At 44.4% G+C, this 16169-nt stretch carries 15 protein-coding genes; 9 read left to right on the plus strand and 6 right to left on the minus strand.

Annotation, left to right across the window (positions count from 1 at the left end; all coding sequences use genetic code 11):
• Positions 1–241 precede the first annotated feature (241 nt).
• Positions 242–1531 carry a transposase gene (locus tag J2Z66_RS31920; protein ID WP_209976826.1) on the plus strand — a complete coding sequence of 430 codons (1290 nt, stop codon included), beginning with the start codon at positions 242–244 and terminating at the stop codon, positions 1529–1531.
• A 266-nt stretch (positions 1532–1797) separates the two neighbouring features.
• On the opposite strand, the gene tsaD is transcribed toward J2Z66_RS31920, so the two are convergent.
• From tsaD to J2Z66_RS31945, 5 genes are all read right to left on the minus strand, one after another.
• Positions 1798–2817 (minus strand): tRNA (adenosine(37)-N6)-threonylcarbamoyltransferase complex transferase subunit TsaD, encoded by a 1020-nt coding sequence (tsaD, locus tag J2Z66_RS31925; protein WP_209976905.1) that lies wholly within the window; start codon positions 2815–2817, stop codon positions 1798–1800.
• Between the two features lie 88 nt (positions 2818–2905).
• Positions 2906–3376, minus strand: a complete 471-nt coding sequence (rimI, locus tag J2Z66_RS31930; RefSeq protein ID WP_209976906.1) for a ribosomal protein S18-alanine N-acetyltransferase — start codon at positions 3374–3376, stop codon at positions 2906–2908.
• Positions 3377–3429: 53 nt separating this feature from the next.
• Complete coding sequence (tsaB, locus tag J2Z66_RS31935; protein WP_209976827.1) at positions 3430–4467, minus strand: tRNA (adenosine(37)-N6)-threonylcarbamoyltransferase complex dimerization subunit type 1 TsaB; 1038 nt, start codon at positions 4465–4467, stop codon at positions 3430–3432.
• Positions 4464–4955, minus strand: a complete 492-nt coding sequence (gene tsaE, locus J2Z66_RS31940) for a tRNA (adenosine(37)-N6)-threonylcarbamoyltransferase complex ATPase subunit type 1 TsaE (protein WP_209976828.1) — start codon at positions 4953–4955, stop codon at positions 4464–4466. Before tsaE ends, tsaB begins: the two co-directional genes overlap by 4 nt.
• A 238-nt stretch (positions 4956–5193) precedes the next feature.
• Entirely contained in the window at positions 5194–5418 is a 225-nt protein-coding gene (locus J2Z66_RS31945) for a hypothetical protein (protein ID WP_209976829.1), read from the minus strand.
• A gap of 198 nt (positions 5419–5616) precedes the next feature.
• Here J2Z66_RS31945 and ku point away from each other — a divergent pair, with 198 nt between their 5' ends.
• The 3 genes from ku to ligD are packed head-to-tail and all read left to right on the plus strand — an operon-like array spanning position 5617 to position 8379.
• The gene (ku, locus tag J2Z66_RS31950; RefSeq protein ID WP_209976830.1) at positions 5617–6477 is read left to right on the plus strand and encodes a non-homologous end joining protein Ku; all 861 of its coding nucleotides are present in this window, start codon (positions 5617–5619) and stop codon (positions 6475–6477) included.
• Positions 6474–7472 carry an ATP-dependent DNA ligase gene (locus J2Z66_RS31955; RefSeq protein ID WP_312894866.1) on the plus strand — a complete coding sequence of 333 codons (999 nt, stop codon included), beginning with the start codon at positions 6474–6476 and terminating at the stop codon, positions 7470–7472. The genes ku and J2Z66_RS31955 overlap by 4 nt, the downstream gene beginning before the upstream one ends.
• Complete coding sequence (gene ligD, locus J2Z66_RS31960) at positions 7456–8379, plus strand: non-homologous end-joining DNA ligase (protein ID WP_209976831.1); 924 nt, start codon at positions 7456–7458, stop codon at positions 8377–8379. Before J2Z66_RS31955 ends, ligD begins: the two co-directional genes overlap by 17 nt.
• A gap of 56 nt (positions 8380–8435) precedes the next feature.
• On the opposite strand, the gene cls is transcribed toward ligD, so the two are convergent.
• Positions 8436–9935 (minus strand): cardiolipin synthase, encoded by a 1500-nt coding sequence (gene cls, locus J2Z66_RS31965; protein ID WP_209976832.1) that lies wholly within the window; start codon positions 9933–9935, stop codon positions 8436–8438.
• 230 nt (positions 9936–10165) lie between these two features.
• On the opposite strand from cls, the gene J2Z66_RS31970 reads away from it, so the two are divergent.
• The 5 genes from J2Z66_RS31970 to J2Z66_RS31990 all read left to right on the plus strand — a co-directional run bounded on the left by J2Z66_RS31970 (position 10166) and on the right by J2Z66_RS31990 (position 15636).
• Entirely contained in the window at positions 10166–11824 is a 1659-nt protein-coding gene (locus J2Z66_RS31970) for a spore germination protein (protein WP_209976833.1), read from the plus strand.
• Position 11825: 1 nt separating this feature from the next.
• On the plus strand, positions 11826–12998 hold the full coding sequence (locus J2Z66_RS31975; RefSeq protein WP_209976834.1) for a Ger(x)C family spore germination protein: 1173 nt from the start codon (positions 11826–11828) through the stop codon (positions 12996–12998).
• A gap of 2 nt (positions 12999–13000) precedes the next feature.
• Complete coding sequence (locus J2Z66_RS31980; RefSeq protein ID WP_209976835.1) at positions 13001–13231, plus strand: hypothetical protein; 231 nt, start codon at positions 13001–13003, stop codon at positions 13229–13231.
• 45 nt (positions 13232–13276) lie between these two features.
• A complete protein-coding gene (locus tag J2Z66_RS31985; protein ID WP_209976836.1) occupies positions 13277–14806 on the plus strand; it encodes a GerAB/ArcD/ProY family transporter in 1530 nt (509 codons plus the stop codon).
• Positions 14807–14883: 77 nt separating this feature from the next.
• Positions 14884–15636, plus strand: a complete 753-nt coding sequence (locus tag J2Z66_RS31990; protein ID WP_209976837.1) for an HAD family hydrolase — start codon at positions 14884–14886, stop codon at positions 15634–15636.
• The last annotated feature ends 533 nt before the right edge of the window (positions 15637–16169 follow it).

The raw sequence follows: 16169 nt of genomic DNA on the forward strand, positions 1-16169 counted from the left end.
CTTCAATTTAATCTTTAATCTTTAATCTTTAATCTTTAATTAATTTATTCGATTAATTGTTAAACGCCTAAATGAAACTTCGAATTAGTATTTTTTATTTTCCGAATCCTCAATGACGTATATGTTAGCAATCTTATAAAATATGTAAAAAACAACCTTGAAACAAGAACAAATGTTTGGTATTATTAAAATAATAGAAATTAGGAAGATTGTTTGCATCCAACAAACCGAGGTGAATATCTTGAAAAAGAAACTAGCCCTACAAATCTCACCTTCAACCCTTAACATACAAATAAACACAGACATAACTTCTGCATTACAGAAAAAATTACATATATATGCCATATCAACCGACGAGATTTTTACAAATAACCCGATTACTAGTACCAATCAAACAAACAATATTCCTTCAAATAGTATTCTTACTGCTAGTATTCCATCTACTCATTTCCCAGCTACTCATATTTCATCTACTCGTATTCCACATGCTCGTACTCCTATAGATTCTTCTTCAGATAACGTTCCTACTTCTTCAGAGAAGGTTTCTTTAATTAGCATCCCTTCAAATAACGTTGACTCAGATAACATTTATACAGTTAATTGTAAATTTGTTTCTGCAGCTATTTCTAAAGTTATTTCTACTACAAGCATTCCTACTAATCATTTCCCAACAGAGGAATTTCATCTTCTCTTTAAAGAAGATCAGGATTTCGAAAATACGTTATTTGCAGCCAAATGGCCTAATGGATTTCGTTGTCCGCGCTGTGAACACCGTCATGCGTATAAGATTTCCAGTCGAAGGCTGCCTCTATATGAGTGCAGCACATGTAGACACCAGTCTTCTCTTACTTCAGGCACCATTATGGAAGGCAGTCGTACAGATCTACATAAGTGGTTTCTTACCTTCTTTCTTCTCTCTCACATGGAGCAGGGGATAAATGCCGTCGCCTTAAGCTCTATTATAGATGTTACATATAAAACCGCATGGCTAATGCTTACCAAGATTCGGCATGCTATGAGTCAAGCTGATTTAAAGATTATGCTTTCAGGCGTGGTCAATGTAAATACAGCTACTTATGGCAGGCCTTATAACCCTACTGTTTTCCGCCATCCCCAGGAACATCCTTTACTTATCGGCTCCTCCATGAATGAACAAGGAGAGCCACTTTATGTTAAAATAAAGAAGGTACGAAAAACTCATATGAGAGAAAAGTGTGTATTACGCTTCGGAACAGAGGCATTTAACGAAAAACATGTAGATGTCCAAACCACAGAAATTACATGCGTTACCGCCCGTTTCAGTCCTCTTCGTTTTAAAGGTTTATTAGGGATAGCTAAACAAGCAACCAGATGGATCAATAATACATTCCATGGCCTTGGATCTAAGCATCTTCAATCCTATTTGGACGAATTCTGTTATCGATTAAATCTCAATATTAACAAAAGACCTATCTTCCAAAACCTAGTTAATCTTTGCGCCAACTCATCTTCTATTTCCTATTCGATGTTAACTATTCATAGAAGTTGTTAGTTTGCAAAAGTTCTTCTCTGCATCATGAGAAATATTATGAATTTATACGATATCTGGTATGGAAAAATTACTTATATACTATAAACCTATTAGTACCAAACCTGAGCCAAAGGGATAGTTCCCATAGAAAGATAAAACACAACATATTTATCAGGAGTGGAGGAATTTTAAGTATTCACCATCACTTTAACGTTTTAGCGCGTCATCGTAACATCGCACATCTAACCTAACAAACCTCCGGCACACATTAGGCTCAGATCAACTACTTACCACTCTTCAAGTTTTAACTGTGGTTCTGCCTTTAAGTCAAGCTCAGAAAATTCCTGTTGCTCCCATTTTAGAAACGCCGCTGCAGCAATCATAGCAGCATTGTCCATGCACAAATTCAAAGGGGGGAGTAATAGCGGTACATTAAGCTCGAGACACCGTTCTGATAAGCGACTGCGCAGTCCTTTATTAGCTGCGACCCCTCCTGCAAGAAGAAGTTGTTTGGCACCGAACTCTCTCACGGCCCGGCTTGCTTTTGTGACGAGAACATCTATGACTGACTCTTGAAAACCTTTGGCGATATGAGCTGTTTGAAGCTCTTCACCACGCATTTGGGACCTGTTTACTACGTTTAAAACTGCAGATTTTAATCCACTAAAACTGAAATCATACGATATAGGATCAAGCCAGGCTCTTGGCATCACAATCTCATGATCGGCTTCCTGAGCCAATTGATCAATATAAGGCCCTCCTGGATAAGGGAGATGCATAGCACGGGCTACTTTATCATACGCTTCCCCGGCAGCATCATCTCTAGTACGTCCAATGATTTTAAATTTTCCAGGCTCATCCATAAAAATCAGTTCCGTATGACCTCCGGAAACAACTAAGGCCATTAAAGGGTATTCAAGTTTATGCACAAGCTGATTCGCATAAATATGGCCAGCAATATGGTGTACACCAATTAGCGGAAGCTCAAGTGCACAAGCAAGTGCTTTTCCCGCTACCACTCCTACTAACAATGAACCCACCAAACCTGGTCCCTGCGTAACGGCTATTGCAGATAACTCCTGCAACGAAACTCCAGATTCTTGCACTGCTTCCTCAAGCATCCACGTGATGGATTCAACATGCTTTCGGGAAGCGACTTCTGGTACTACGCCGCCAAAGCGCTGATGAGTCTCAATTTGGCTGGAGACAACGTTGGATCTGATCACTGTTCCATTTTCAACAATGGCCACAGAAGTATCATCACAACTCGTTTCTATCGCCAAAATAAAAACCGATTTACGATTCATTTCTTTGTTGGTCTCTTTGTTTGTCTCTCTGTTTGTTTCTCTGTTTATCTCTCCGTTTGTTTCATCGGCTATCGGTTCGATCATTTTTTCATTCATTGGAATATTCATCAGTCTCAGGACTGTCCTCTCGGTATTTCGGTAAGTCTAGCCACATAATGATGGCATCCTCCCGATTATCGGTGTAATAGCCTCGGCGCACTCCGACTGATGTAAATCCCATTTTGTCATATAAGCGCTGGGCTCTTACATTTGAAGTACGGACTTCGAGTGTCATGCGTTGTGCTCCTAAGAAACTTGCTGTTTTCATCAGCTCTTTTAACAGGCGTTCGCCCAGCTTCTTTCCTCTATATTTATCCCGTAAGGCAATGTTAGTAATATGGGCTTCATCCATAATAAGCCACATCCCACCGTATCCGGCGACCTCTCCGCCCAAATCCATAATCATGTAATGAGCAAATTGATTATTTGTCAATTCATTGTGAAATGCTCCAGATGTCCACGGTGTTGTAAATGCTTCTTGTTCAATTTCACATACCCACGGAATGTCATCATGCCGCATCGAACGGAATTCAAGATAGGCCCCCGATTCCTGCAATTGCTGCTGCTCCACGATTACTCTTCCCCCTTCCCCACTTTAGCTTGCAGCTTTGCTTCTGCTTCAGGCAGTTGGGCATAGTTAGGCGCAAAAGTATGCAGCTCCTGCAGTTCGCCCTTCTGCCACAGCGGATAAGCTAACAAGCCTATATTTTGCGCTTTAATTAAATGAGGAATGACTGTAACCGTCCCGCTCCAGTTTTCAGCAAATTGGGAAATCTGTGCTTCAAAGCTGTCTGTTTCCCCAACAAATACAACGTGTTCAGGGGCGCCCCATTCAACAAGCCCGGAAACCTTGCGTCTAAGCTGGGCATCATCAGCTAATATGGCAACTTGCTCCAGCCATGGCTCCACAACACGTATGCTATCCGGTATAAAAGTGCGCCATTTTGAGAATTCTTGGGTGTCATTTTCGTTATCATTAATCCTATTAACCATATATTCTATTGCATTCCAAATATTTCGTTCCTCGTAAACTCCTGTGAAGGCTTGTCCACGTCGAGCATCCACTAGTGGAATAATCCACTTTGATTTTACTGAATCCGTCCAGCCGTCAATCTGCTTTGAATCCTGTGTTGTATCCTTTGTTGTATCCTTTGTTGTATCCTGTGCTGTATCTTTGATATCCTGTGTCAGGTCATTTCCCTTGATCAGATGGATCATATCAGGCTCACCTGCAGCTACTCTTCTTCCACCAAGTGCCATGGCTTCAAGACTAGATACGCCGATTAAATCGATTCCTAGCGACCATGCGAAGGTTTTGGCAGTTGACACTCCAATTCTGACCCCTGTGTAAGAACCGGGGCCTTTTCCGCTGACTACTGCTTTTAAATCTTTTGGTTTAAGCCCTAATGAGGTGAGCAACTGCTGGATGTTAGGTAGAAGTCCGATAGAATGATTGCGCTCTGCATAGGTGCTTAATTCTCCCAAAAGATGTCCATTCTTCAGCACCGCCACTGTCAAAGAGGATGTCGAAGTATCCATAGCCAAGTATAGGCCCTTGCTATTTATATTTATTTTAGGCGTTTCTGTCGTATCTATATCCATATCCATCATTGTAGGTTCCCGTTCTCCTTCATCACTCGACACCAGCTGCGATAAGGCTCTCCATAAGGAGTTAAGTGGAATAATCGCTCTTGTCCGGCTTGATTCTCAATATATATACTAAGCCGCTGCGGTGGCAGCAATGCTTCTATTTTACTTGACCATTCCACAAGTGTAACGCCTTCCCCGTAAAAATATTCGTCCAGTCCCAGTTCATCCGCTTCTTCCAGAGTAATCCGATAAACGTCCATATGATAGAGAGGAAGCTTTGTGCCTTCATATTCTTTTATAATTGTAAAGGTGGGGCTATTGACCACATCCTCTACCCCAATTGCTTTGGCGAATCCTTGCGAAAACCGTGTTTTACCAGCGCCCAAGTCACCATCCAAAGCAATAATGGAGCCTGGAATTAACAGCAAGGAAAGATGCTTGGCCAATTCATCCGTGTTCTCTTCCCTAAAGGCTTTGTAAGTATAAATCGCCTGCTCCAGCCTCCTCATTCCCCTCTACTTTTTATATTGTTCCTATTATAGCCCTCAAAAAGCTGCCTTAGCAACCACCTTATTGCCTTCATTACCACATCTCTAAAGTAATTACCACTTTATGTACCATCAAACCAACGGTGCAACTTTCGGATTAATCAAAAAAAGCTACTGGGCACATATAGATGCACCAATAGCTTTTGTATAAATTTTTATTAGGAATTCTTCATTCTTCATTTTTATTATTCAATTCTTATTATTCAGTCTCAACTGATTCTTCTGCAGATAAAACAGATTCTTGTTCAGCCAATATGGATTCCGGATTGTTCATTGTGTCAGTCGTGGTTGCTTCAATTAGACCGTTGTGCAAAGTGACGTTGCCTCCTCCCAAACCTTCATTGATCATACGATCAATGTCCATAAAGGAGTCTTCCCTACCTTGATTTTGTTTGTCCTTGTTTTCATTTGGATTGTACGCCATCAGATTTCCTCCTCCCTCATGTAGAATTATTTCAGCTGAATTTGAACTACTTTTTGAATACTTATTGTAACTTTCCCTGTAATCGCTTGGCGCATTCTTGATTTTTCCGAATAAAATTGGGTTTTGAAGACTATACTGAACCAAAAAGGATTTGTAACTATATACTGAATTTCATTGTTACGAGGGGAGACTGCCTGTATGCATACGGTTTGGAAAGGTGCGATTAGCTTCGGGCTTGTTAATGTTCCAGTGAAGATGTTTTCAGCTACGGAAGATAAGGATATTTCCATGCGTTATATTCATAAGTCGTGTACAACACCTTTGTCCTATGTACGGAAGTGTACCACCTGTGAGAGGGAAGTCGATTGGGAGGAAATCTCCCGCGGCTATGAGTATGAGCCTGGTCGTTTTGTGCTTTTTGAGAAGGAGGATCTGGATAAAATATCTGGTGAGGCCACGAAGGAAATAAAAATTTTGGATTTTGTTAATTTAACGGATATTGATCCGATTTATTTTCAGAAGACTTATTATTTATCTCCGGGGGATACAGGGGCTGGCGCTTACAATTTGCTGCTGGAATCCATGCGACAAACTGGCAAAATCGGCATCGCCAATGTCTCTATCCGGTCAAAAAGCTCTTTGGCTGCTATTCGAGTGATCGATAGTTGTATTGCGATGGAAACTATATTTTATCCCGATGAAATACGTCCTATTTCTCAAGTCCCTAATTTACCGGATCCGGGTAAGGTAACTGTTCAGGACAAGGAGCTTGCGATGGCTAAAATGCTCATTGAGCAATTAACAACTCCTTTTGATCCGGAAAAGTACAAGGATGAATATCGCAGCAGATTAGTGGAGGCTATTGAGCATAAAGTTTCGGGCGAAGAAATTCAGACAGCTCCAGAGCCGCATAAGGCTAATGTTATTGATCTGATGTCCGCCTTACAGGCGAGTCTAGATGCCATGAAACCGATCACGGCTGATACTACTGATTCTCACGATGCCAAGAAGTCTAAAGCCAAAGGCAAAAAAGACGGATCCAAAGAAACCGTTTCATGAAAATGCCCGCTTTGTTTTCTTTTGCACCTGTCACACCGTTTGAGCCTGTACGTGATTCGTCTGTGCCTGACGGTGAGCAATGGATTCATCAGATTAAATGGGACGGAGTCCGTATGCTGAGCTATTTTGATGGCAAGGAATGCCGTCTATTCAACCGCAAGGGCAACGAGCGCACTCAAAACTATCCGGAGCTGGTCGATGTTCGCAGCTACAGCGCGGCCGGTTCTTTTATCATGGACGGTGAAATTATTGCTCTGGGAGCGGATGGGAAGCCTTCCTTTCATGAAGTTATGCGCCGCGATGCTATTCGCAAAAAGGAAAAAGTGGCTTCGGCCCAAAAAGCTGTGCAGATCACTTATATGATTTTCGATATTCTTTATTATGAGGGTGAATGGACAACAGGGCTGCCGCTGATTGCTCGTGATTCTTTGCTGAGTGAAGCTATCCGTCCTTCGGACAAGGTTCAGAAGATTGTGAGCTTCAAGGAAGGCCAGCCCTTGTTCGATTTGATGCGCCAGCAGGGCATGGAAGGGATCATAAGCAAAAACCTGCAGAGCACCTACGCTTGCTCAGGCAAGGATAGACGCTGGATCAAGGTGAAAAATTACGGCGATCTTGTGGTGGTCATTGGAGGCTTCACACTGAATGGCGGCACTGTCAATGCTATTCTGGCCGGGATATATGATACGAATGGCCAGCTTCATTATATAGGACATGTGGGGACTGGCACTTTGGCCAGGACGGAGTGGGGCGAGTTAACTAAACGGCTTCGGCCGACGATTCAAGCCAATTGCCCATTTGTAAACAATCACCCCGATATGAAGGGGGCCACTTGGGTTAAGCCGTTGTTTACAGCTAGAATTATGTACTCGGAATGGCGCTGGCGGGAAGGTCGTACGTTGAGACATCCATCCATTCAAGCTTTCGTAGACATACCGCCGCACGAATGTGTGTTTCAGGCGGAGAAGGAGGACGCTGATGGTGACAGGCACTAAGACGACAGGCACAAAAGGCTACAAAAAAGTCAAAGGCACCTTGATTATCGAAGGACATGAGCTTACGATCACGAACCCGGATAAACCGCTCTGGCCTGAAGCACAGATCACCAAGCTGGATTACCTGCAAAATTTGCTGCAGCTTGCCCCTTATTTATTGCGTTATTGCCGCAACCGCCATTTAACCACGATCCGCTTTCCGCATGGCTATGGCGATAAATCCTTTTATCAGAAAAATGCCCCGGAACCAGTCCCGGACTTTGTAAATCTGGCCCCGCTCTCCGGCATTAACTATGTCAATCTCGATTCTCTGCCTACCTTAATATGGCTGGGCAATTTGGCATGCCTGGAATTCCACCCATCCTTCCACTATATTGGCGAAACGACGCCTGCTGAATGGGTTATCGATATCGATCCTTCGCTTGAGGAGGAACCACGGATTATGCTCGCGGCGCAGCTCATTGGAGAGGCTTTGGAGGCGATGCATATCCAGTCCGTACCCAAAACCTCCGGGGCAACCGGGGTCCAAATCTACATCCCTATCCAGCGCGGCTACAGCTTCGATCAACTGCGCAAGCTTGGACATTTCATCGGCTCCTATGCCGTCAATAAATACCCCCGCTTGTTCACCATAGAACGGTTCAAGAAAAATCGCGGAGACCTCATTTATATCGACTATTTGCAGCATGCTTACGGTAAAACCTTATCAGCCCCCTATACGCCCAGAGCGCGTAAAGACGCAACAATCTCCACCCCGTTATTGTGGAAAGAAGTCGCTTTAAACCCTAGCCCGCGTGAATTTAACCAGCACACGATAATTGACCGGTTGAATAGCATGGGAGATTTAATTGATCAAACACCTCTTCAAAATCTGGATTTTGTTCTCGAACACATCGGTGCAAAATAATCTAATCCGGGATCAGATCCGGATCAAAGTCTGATCAAAGTCAGATTAAAGCCAGATCACAACAAGGGCGACAGCAGCCTGGCCAGCATTTCCTTGCGCTTTTCCCAGGAAGAGCGCTGTTCGAATTCCGCGAGTTTCAGCTCCACGCTTTCCTTTAAATCCTCGATAAAATCTTTTTCCAATCGGATGATAGCCTCCCTGTTGTACATCACTGCGTTAAGCTCAAAATTGCTGAAAAAGCTGCGCATATCGAGGTTGGTTGAACCAACCGTAGCGATAAGCTGATCAATTAGCATCACTTTGGCATGCATAAAGCCCTTTTTATATAAAAAGAAACGGACTCCAACCTGCAGCAGCTCATGAAGATAAGATTTGGATGCGTACTGCACCACTTTTGAATCTGGAACGTCTGGAATAATAATTTTCACGTCAACACCACTAAGAGCTGCCAGCTTGAGTCCCATAATAAGGCTTGGATCCGGAATGAAGTAAGGTGTTGTTAGATAGATCCGCTCCTTTGCTGCAGTAATTCCAGCGAAAAAAAGCTGCAGAATGGAATCTGTATGGTCATCAGGTCCGCTTGCTACCATCTGTACAAGTTCCGAATGCTGCTGATTCTGCTCGGGAAATAAATCAGGACCGGTTAGCTGCTGTCCACTGCAATGCGACCAATCCGTCATAAAGGTTTGTTGCAGGAAATACACCGCATCTCCTTGCAGCTTAAGATGGGTATCCCGCCAAAATCCGAGCTTGGGATTGGCACCCAAGTATTCATCGCCAATGTTAATGCCCCCGAGAAATCCGGCCTGCCCATCGACAATGATGATTTTGCGATGATTCCGGTAATTCATCCTTTTATTAAAAAAAGCAAACAGCGGCGAAAAGAAAGAATAGGCCTCCACCCCCGCGGCTTTGAGCTCTCTGAGATAATCGCCGGAAAGCTTATAGCTGCCCACACCGTCATAAATGACTCTCACCTTAACCCCTTCTCTGGCTTTGCGGATCAGAATTTCCCGAAACACACCACCAATATCATCCGAACGTATCGTATAAAATTCGAAATGAATATGCCGCCGCGCTTTACTGATAGCTTCCAACATAGCTTTATAGGTTACATCCGCATTGGTGAGTACGTTAACCTGATTATTTCCGCTGATCGAGGATTCAGGTATATGTTCACAAATAGCCCGCAGCCTGGTGTTTCCGTATATCTCCAGATTTTTTTGTTTGCTGCGCGTATCTAAGGCCGTAGGATTTCCAGCATCATCGATAGCATTGGGTTTGCTTGCAGCCAGCATTGTCTGGTTCAAACGGTGCTTCCCTGATGAACTCTGCCTGGGTAGACTCCGTCTGTCCTCTTTGCCGAGTTTGTTTTTTGTGCTGTGCTTTTTGGTATATTCCTTGGCCAGAAAATAATAGATGATGAAGCCGACAAAAGGCACAATGAACAGAATAACCAGCCAAGCTACTGTTTTGGAAGGGTGTTTGAAATGTCCTACAAGAACTGTTGCGATTTGAATGATAAATAATAATAGTACCACTGCGATCCATAGCACGCATAGTTCCTCCCCTTTACCTTAAATTGCCGCTGCCTGTCTGAACCATTGTCTGATAGATGATCCAAGGTCTCGTTTCTAGGGTTTCTTAGGTTTCTAGGGTTAGCTTGTACTATCTCACTTCTCTCTATGCGAACAGCTCTGGACCCATACAAACAGCTCAAAGAAAAAGATGTGTAATAAATTTTTGCTTTATTGCAGAAAATAACCTGGACAGGAAGGTGAACCCAATGGCATTCGGAACAAAAAAACTTTTGGATCTCGTTCTTCGGCATCGTGGTCAAGATCATGCCGAGGACAAGGAAAAAAAAGATCTGGCTAGCTCGCTGGATTATCATTTCATTGATGAGCTTAAGAGAACACCATTATCGCCAAGCTTGGATGACAATCACAAATTCATGAAGCAGATTTTCCAAGACTGCTCTGATATTATTGTGCGTGAATTTCATATGGACTCTTCCATCCCTGCACTGTTGGTCTTCGTTGATGGTTTAGTAAACACCCAGCTTCTGAACCAAACTATGGAAACGCTGATGCTGCTAAGCGGGGATGATACTGGTATCGATCGCATTATGGAAACAACGCTCCCTGTATCCCAGACAGAAATGGCGGATAACTTTGGCGATATGCTTCTGTCCGTACTGGGAGGGGACGCTTGTCTGTTGATGGATGGCAATGCAAAAGCTGTACTGCTGGGAATCCGCGGAGCCCAGAAGCGCTCTGTTGGAGAGCCGGAGACGGAAACGGTTATAAGAGGTCCCAGAGAGGGCTTTGTCGAGAATCTTCGCACCAACACCGCATTAATCCGGCTCAAACTAAAAACTCCCAGACTGAAAATGAAGTCTATGACAGTAGGCCGGGAGAGCAATACGAGCCTTGTCGTCGTATATATGGATGACTTGGCAATGCCTTCATTAGTGGAAGAGGTAGTCAAGCGGATTGAGAAAATCGATATTGACGCTATTCTGGAATCCGGCTACATCGAGGAATTGATTCAAGACGATGCCTATTCTCCCTTTCCGCAAATGCAAAATACCGAACGGCCTGATGTCGTAGCCAGTGCGCTGCTGGCTGGGCGTGTGGCTATTATCGTGGATGGAACACCTTTTGCTCTGCTGGCCCCCTTTGTATTCGTACAAATTATGCAAGCAAGCGAAGACTATTATGAACGCTACCAGATTGCTACCTTGCTTAGATGGCTGCGCTATCTCTTCATGTTCCTGTCTCTGACTACGCCAGCACTTTACGTAGCCATAACGACCTTCCATCAAGATTTGCTTCCTACAACGCTTATGCTCAGCGTTGCAGCAGCCCGTGAAGCCATTCCTTTTCCCTCTGTGGTAGAAGCTTTAATTATGGAGATTACTTTCGAGGCCTTACGTGAAGCAGGGATACGTCTTCCTAAAGCTGTAGGATCAGCCGTTAGTATTCTTGGTGCCCTTGTAGTCGGCCAGGCTGCTGTGCAAGCAGGTATCGTCTCTGCTCCTATGGTCATTGTCGTATCTATCACCGGGATCGCCTCCTTCACGATTCCCCGTTTCAACGGAGCGATTGCCGTTCGGATGCTACGCTTTCCATTTCTGTTAAGCGGAGCGATCTTCGGCTTCTATGGGATATTCATCTGTATGATGATATTGCTTGGACATTTAGCTAATCTGCGCTCCTTCGGAGTGCCATATTTATCACCATTAGGCCCTCTATCTGTTGGCGATTTGAAGGATGTTCTTCTCCGTACGCCTCTATGGAATATGCGCGATCGCCCCGCATTTATGACCGTCCAGGACCCTAGCCGGATGAGTGATGAAATGGCTCATGAAATTGCCAATGACGGGGGCATGGACGGCAGCAGAATCGAGCATGAGCACAAATCCAGTGAGGAGGGCAAGTAGCATGAGAATTCTCAGCAAAGCAGCCCGTCTCTCTTGTGCGCTTTCTCTCTTGGCCGTTCTTTTGAGTGGCTGCTGGGATCGCACGGAGACGAATGATCTTGCCTTTGTTCTGACGACCTCCATTGACCTTGAGGAAAGCGGACTTTACCGGGTCGCCTTCCTCCTCCCACTTCCTGGGGAAATGGGTGGGGCCGGAGGTGGGGGCGGAGGCACGGGAGGCAGCAAAAGCTATTATATAGATTCCGATGTGGGCAAGACGTACCTTGAAGCAACCGTACGCCTTCAGAACCGCATGCCACGCCGGCTGTTTCTCTCTCATCGCAGGACAATTGTCGTTGGAGAGGCACTCGCCAAGCATGGAATAAAACCGCTGTTCGACAGTTCTCCCCGCCTTCCTGAGAGCCGCTTAAATACTTACATCGTAGTTGCTAAGGGAAAAGGCTATGATCTTCTGAATTCGGAGCCAAGCTTCGAACGGTTTTCCGCCGAGGCTATACGTGAATTAGCCAGACCACCTATTGCCATGGCTACTACAATCAAGGATTTATCTATGACACTTAGTAATAACAATGACCCCATCGTTGCCTATATGCAGGCTACAGAAAGCAAGAAGGGTGTCACTCCAAGCAAAGAAATTGAATTTATAGGTTACGCCCAGTTTCAACTTGACAAAATGATTGGCGTCTACAAGGACGAAGCAGCGAATGGACTCGCCTGGCTGCGGGATAAGGTGATGGATCATATCATCTCTTTCCCTATAGAGCCTAATAAAGACATAAGCATTCTCGTTACTGATGGAAGAAGCTATGTCACCCCCAATATTAAAAATGGAGAACTTTCCTTTGATATTGACATGGAGATCGTAGGTAAAGTAAGAGAGGACGCATCAGGTGAAGACTTAGGAAAATCCTCAGCTACAGAAAATGTAGAGAATAAACTCGCAGCTTATACGAAGCAAACCATCCAAACCACAATTAAACAGATGCAAGAAAAAGGAACGGATTCTGCCCATCTAAAAACGCTTGTTTGGCGCAGATATCCCTATGAATGGAAGCATGGTCTGGAAGCGAACTGGAATGAGCTTTTTAAGAAGGCAACTTTCCATATTAAAGCAAAAGCGTCTATTACCGAAACAGGTCTTATCAATCGCAATTTGATTGAAGAAGGGACATAAACATGAACTTTATTTTCTTAATAAGCTTTCTTTGCATTATGGCACTTGGTATGTACTATGATGCAAAGAAGCTTAAATCTCAGAAGAAGAGTATTCAAATAACTTATTATGCTATTCACGCTTTAACTCTAACGCTCTTTGTAGGCAAGCTGATGCATATTTCCATGCCGCTGCCTGCACGATTTTTTATTCACACTGTCTCCCCCTGGGTTGGCCGGTTGATCGGTATTTAAGCCCACACACAACCCACACGCCAAAAGAAATATACGGAGGAATCCATGGACCAGAAGCAAATCATTAATCAAAGACAGATGGCTTGGCTAACAGCCTCCATTATTACTAGCGGCGGTATTATCAGTCTGCAAAATATTTTGATTCGTGTCTCGAAAGCAGATGCTTGGCTTAGCTATTTGATGCCTATCGTCTACTTATTTGTAATTGCTGCTTTTTTCGCTTTTTTGTCCAAAAGGTTTCCACAGAAGCATATTTTCGATATCTCTATGCTGCTATTGGGCAGATGGGGCGGCAGCTGCCTGAACTTGCTGCTCATCTTCCATTTTTTGATGATCGTGATCCGCGACCTCTCTTCCTTTTCCAGATTCAGCTCCATCATTCTGCTCGATAATACACCGCTGGAAATACTTATTTTACTTCCCTGTCTGGTGCTCATTTATTATGGAAGAACCAGCGTGGAAATTATAGCCAGAGTTAATGATGTCTTCTATCCTTTATTCGTCATTTCGATCTTATCCATGCCCCTGCTGCTCTCCAATGAAATTTATATCCGGCTTTTAGAGCCTGCTCTCACGACGCTGCCTAAACTTATTGGGTATGGAAATGTGCTCAGCTTAGGGGGAATTGGCGATGTTTTTGTCATGGGAGCTTTCCTTCACACGATTGCCAGTGCTAATCAGATTCGCTCCTCCATCCGTAATGGGGCGCTCATCGGCATTTGCCTGCTCACGCTCATAACTCTAATGGAAATCGTAGTCCTGGGGCCTAAAATATCTGGCAACTTTCTGTTCCCGCCTTATGATCTTGTACAAATGATTCATCTTACCGATTTTCTGGACAGACTCGATATTTTCATGCTTGTGATTTGGTTCCCAACCATTACCTGCAAAAGTATCGCCATCTATCTCGCTCTGCTTATCGGCATCGGCAGCCTCTTCAAGGAACGGGAGTATCCTCTTCTTAACAAACCGGTAAGCTTGTTAATTGCCATTATGGCTATACTTTCCTTTAAAAGCACTACAGAAGTGTTTGCCATGGCGAATTTAAGCGACCCTGTTATCGTGCTGCTCTATCAGCCATTAGTTATTATCGTTCTGATTATCGCCATAAAAATAAGGGAACGAAATGGCACACTCAAAAAGCAGCTGACCCATCATACTTCCAAATCTTCTTCCGATCCCTCTGCGGATTCGTCCACTGCTTCGTCTAATGATGTGTCCAACGCAGCGTCTAATGGGGCGTCCAACGGGGCATCCAATGGCAATGCACCAAACGGCGATGCATCCAATGATGGGTGCAATATTGGATCCAACAATGGATCCAATAATACATCACAAGGCGGTACAACAAGCAAGAAATGGATAGATCGCCTTTCCTATCTAGGATGGATCAGGATCGGAAATCTGCTAATCCTGCTTGGCGCACTTCTCTCGGCAGTTGGTCTGATATTCGGTTCACACCATCCCTGGTTAGCCAATATTTGCGTAATGGGCTACATGCTTTGTTTAATTTTCACAGCTTTATCTACATACTTCGAGCTTGCGAAATTAAAACAATCAGGCAATAATGGGTAGATTTAATGACCATTCCCCTTCCCTCATGCTACAATAAAAGAGCACATCCTTGAGTTTGCTGGGAGGAGAGTCACACAATGAAGGAACAAACGATACTTTTTGATTTGGATGATACGTTGGTTCACTGCAACAAGTATTTCGATTCCGTAATTACACAATACGTTCATTCTATGCTAGGCTGGTTTTCCGAGTATGGTGTGAGCTTTGAAGATATCAGGCAAAAGCAGCTTGAGCTCGATTTGATCGGCGTTAGCCAGCATGGCTTTATGGCTAATCGCTTTCCGCAGTCCCTGGTTGAAACGTACCACTACTACTCAGCGCTCTATAAGCGCCATACGAAACGAAAAGAAGAGGACATGCTGCTGCAGCTTGGCCACACCGTCTACGAGTACAGTGCAGAGCCATATCCTCATATGAACGAAACGCTTGAAACACTCAAGAAGTCAGGACATCAATTGTTTCTGTATACAGGAGGAGATATCTCGATCCAGATGAAAAAGGTAACCGACACCGGACTCGACGCCTATTTCCAGGATCGTATCTTTGTTACCCTGCACAAAACGAAAGAATTCATGGAATCACTGCTGCTGCAACATCAATTTGACCGTCGCCAAACCTGGATGATTGGCAATTCGGCACGTACGGATGTGCTGCCCGCTCTTAGTGCCGGCATTCACTCGATTTATATCCCTGCCTCTCAGGAGTGGCTGTACAATACGGTAGATATCGATATTGAGCCCAAAGGCGCTTTTTTCACCTTGCCTTCACTACGGGACGTTCCCGAGGCCATTGGCGAGTACACCAGAAACTTGCCTTCCAGCGTCATTTGAGGAGCGTGTTCTTGACTTAGGCGCGTTACGGAAGGAAGGGCTGTGAGTCCCAACCGCTGTTAAAGATTTGTTCCTTTGAATGGAATCAATGTGAGGGTTGGAACAAATTTTTCAATGCAGGCGCAGGCGCTGGGGATGAAGAGCGTGCAGCTGAGGAGGACCTGAGAGGCCATCTGTCCTCTTTTAACGATGAAAAACATCGTTAAGTTGAGTGCACGCTCAGTTCGGCGGAGGACGGGTTGCTACTAAGCTGATACTAACGCTCATCCTTCTCACTTCCCCTCCCTCTCCAGCTACAAAGTCTCGAACGTGCCACGCTCAAACGGACTGCCAGCAAAAGCTGCTTTCCTGAGGGAAAGGGATAGTGGAGATAGGATGTTCTGAGCTTCCTTTCTGATTCCCTAGGAGGATGAACCTTCACACCGTCCACTTTCCCACTGTAAAGCTGCACTGTGTTATATTTTCTAGTAAAACCATAAAACAAAAAAACTGCGCCCCCCACACCGGGAACCCGCAGTTTTTTTCTATTTCGG

The organism is Paenibacillus eucommiae, from assembly GCF_017874215.1.
Taxonomy (GTDB): Bacteria; Bacillota; Bacilli; order Paenibacillales; family NBRC-103111; genus Paenibacillus_AI; species Paenibacillus_AI eucommiae.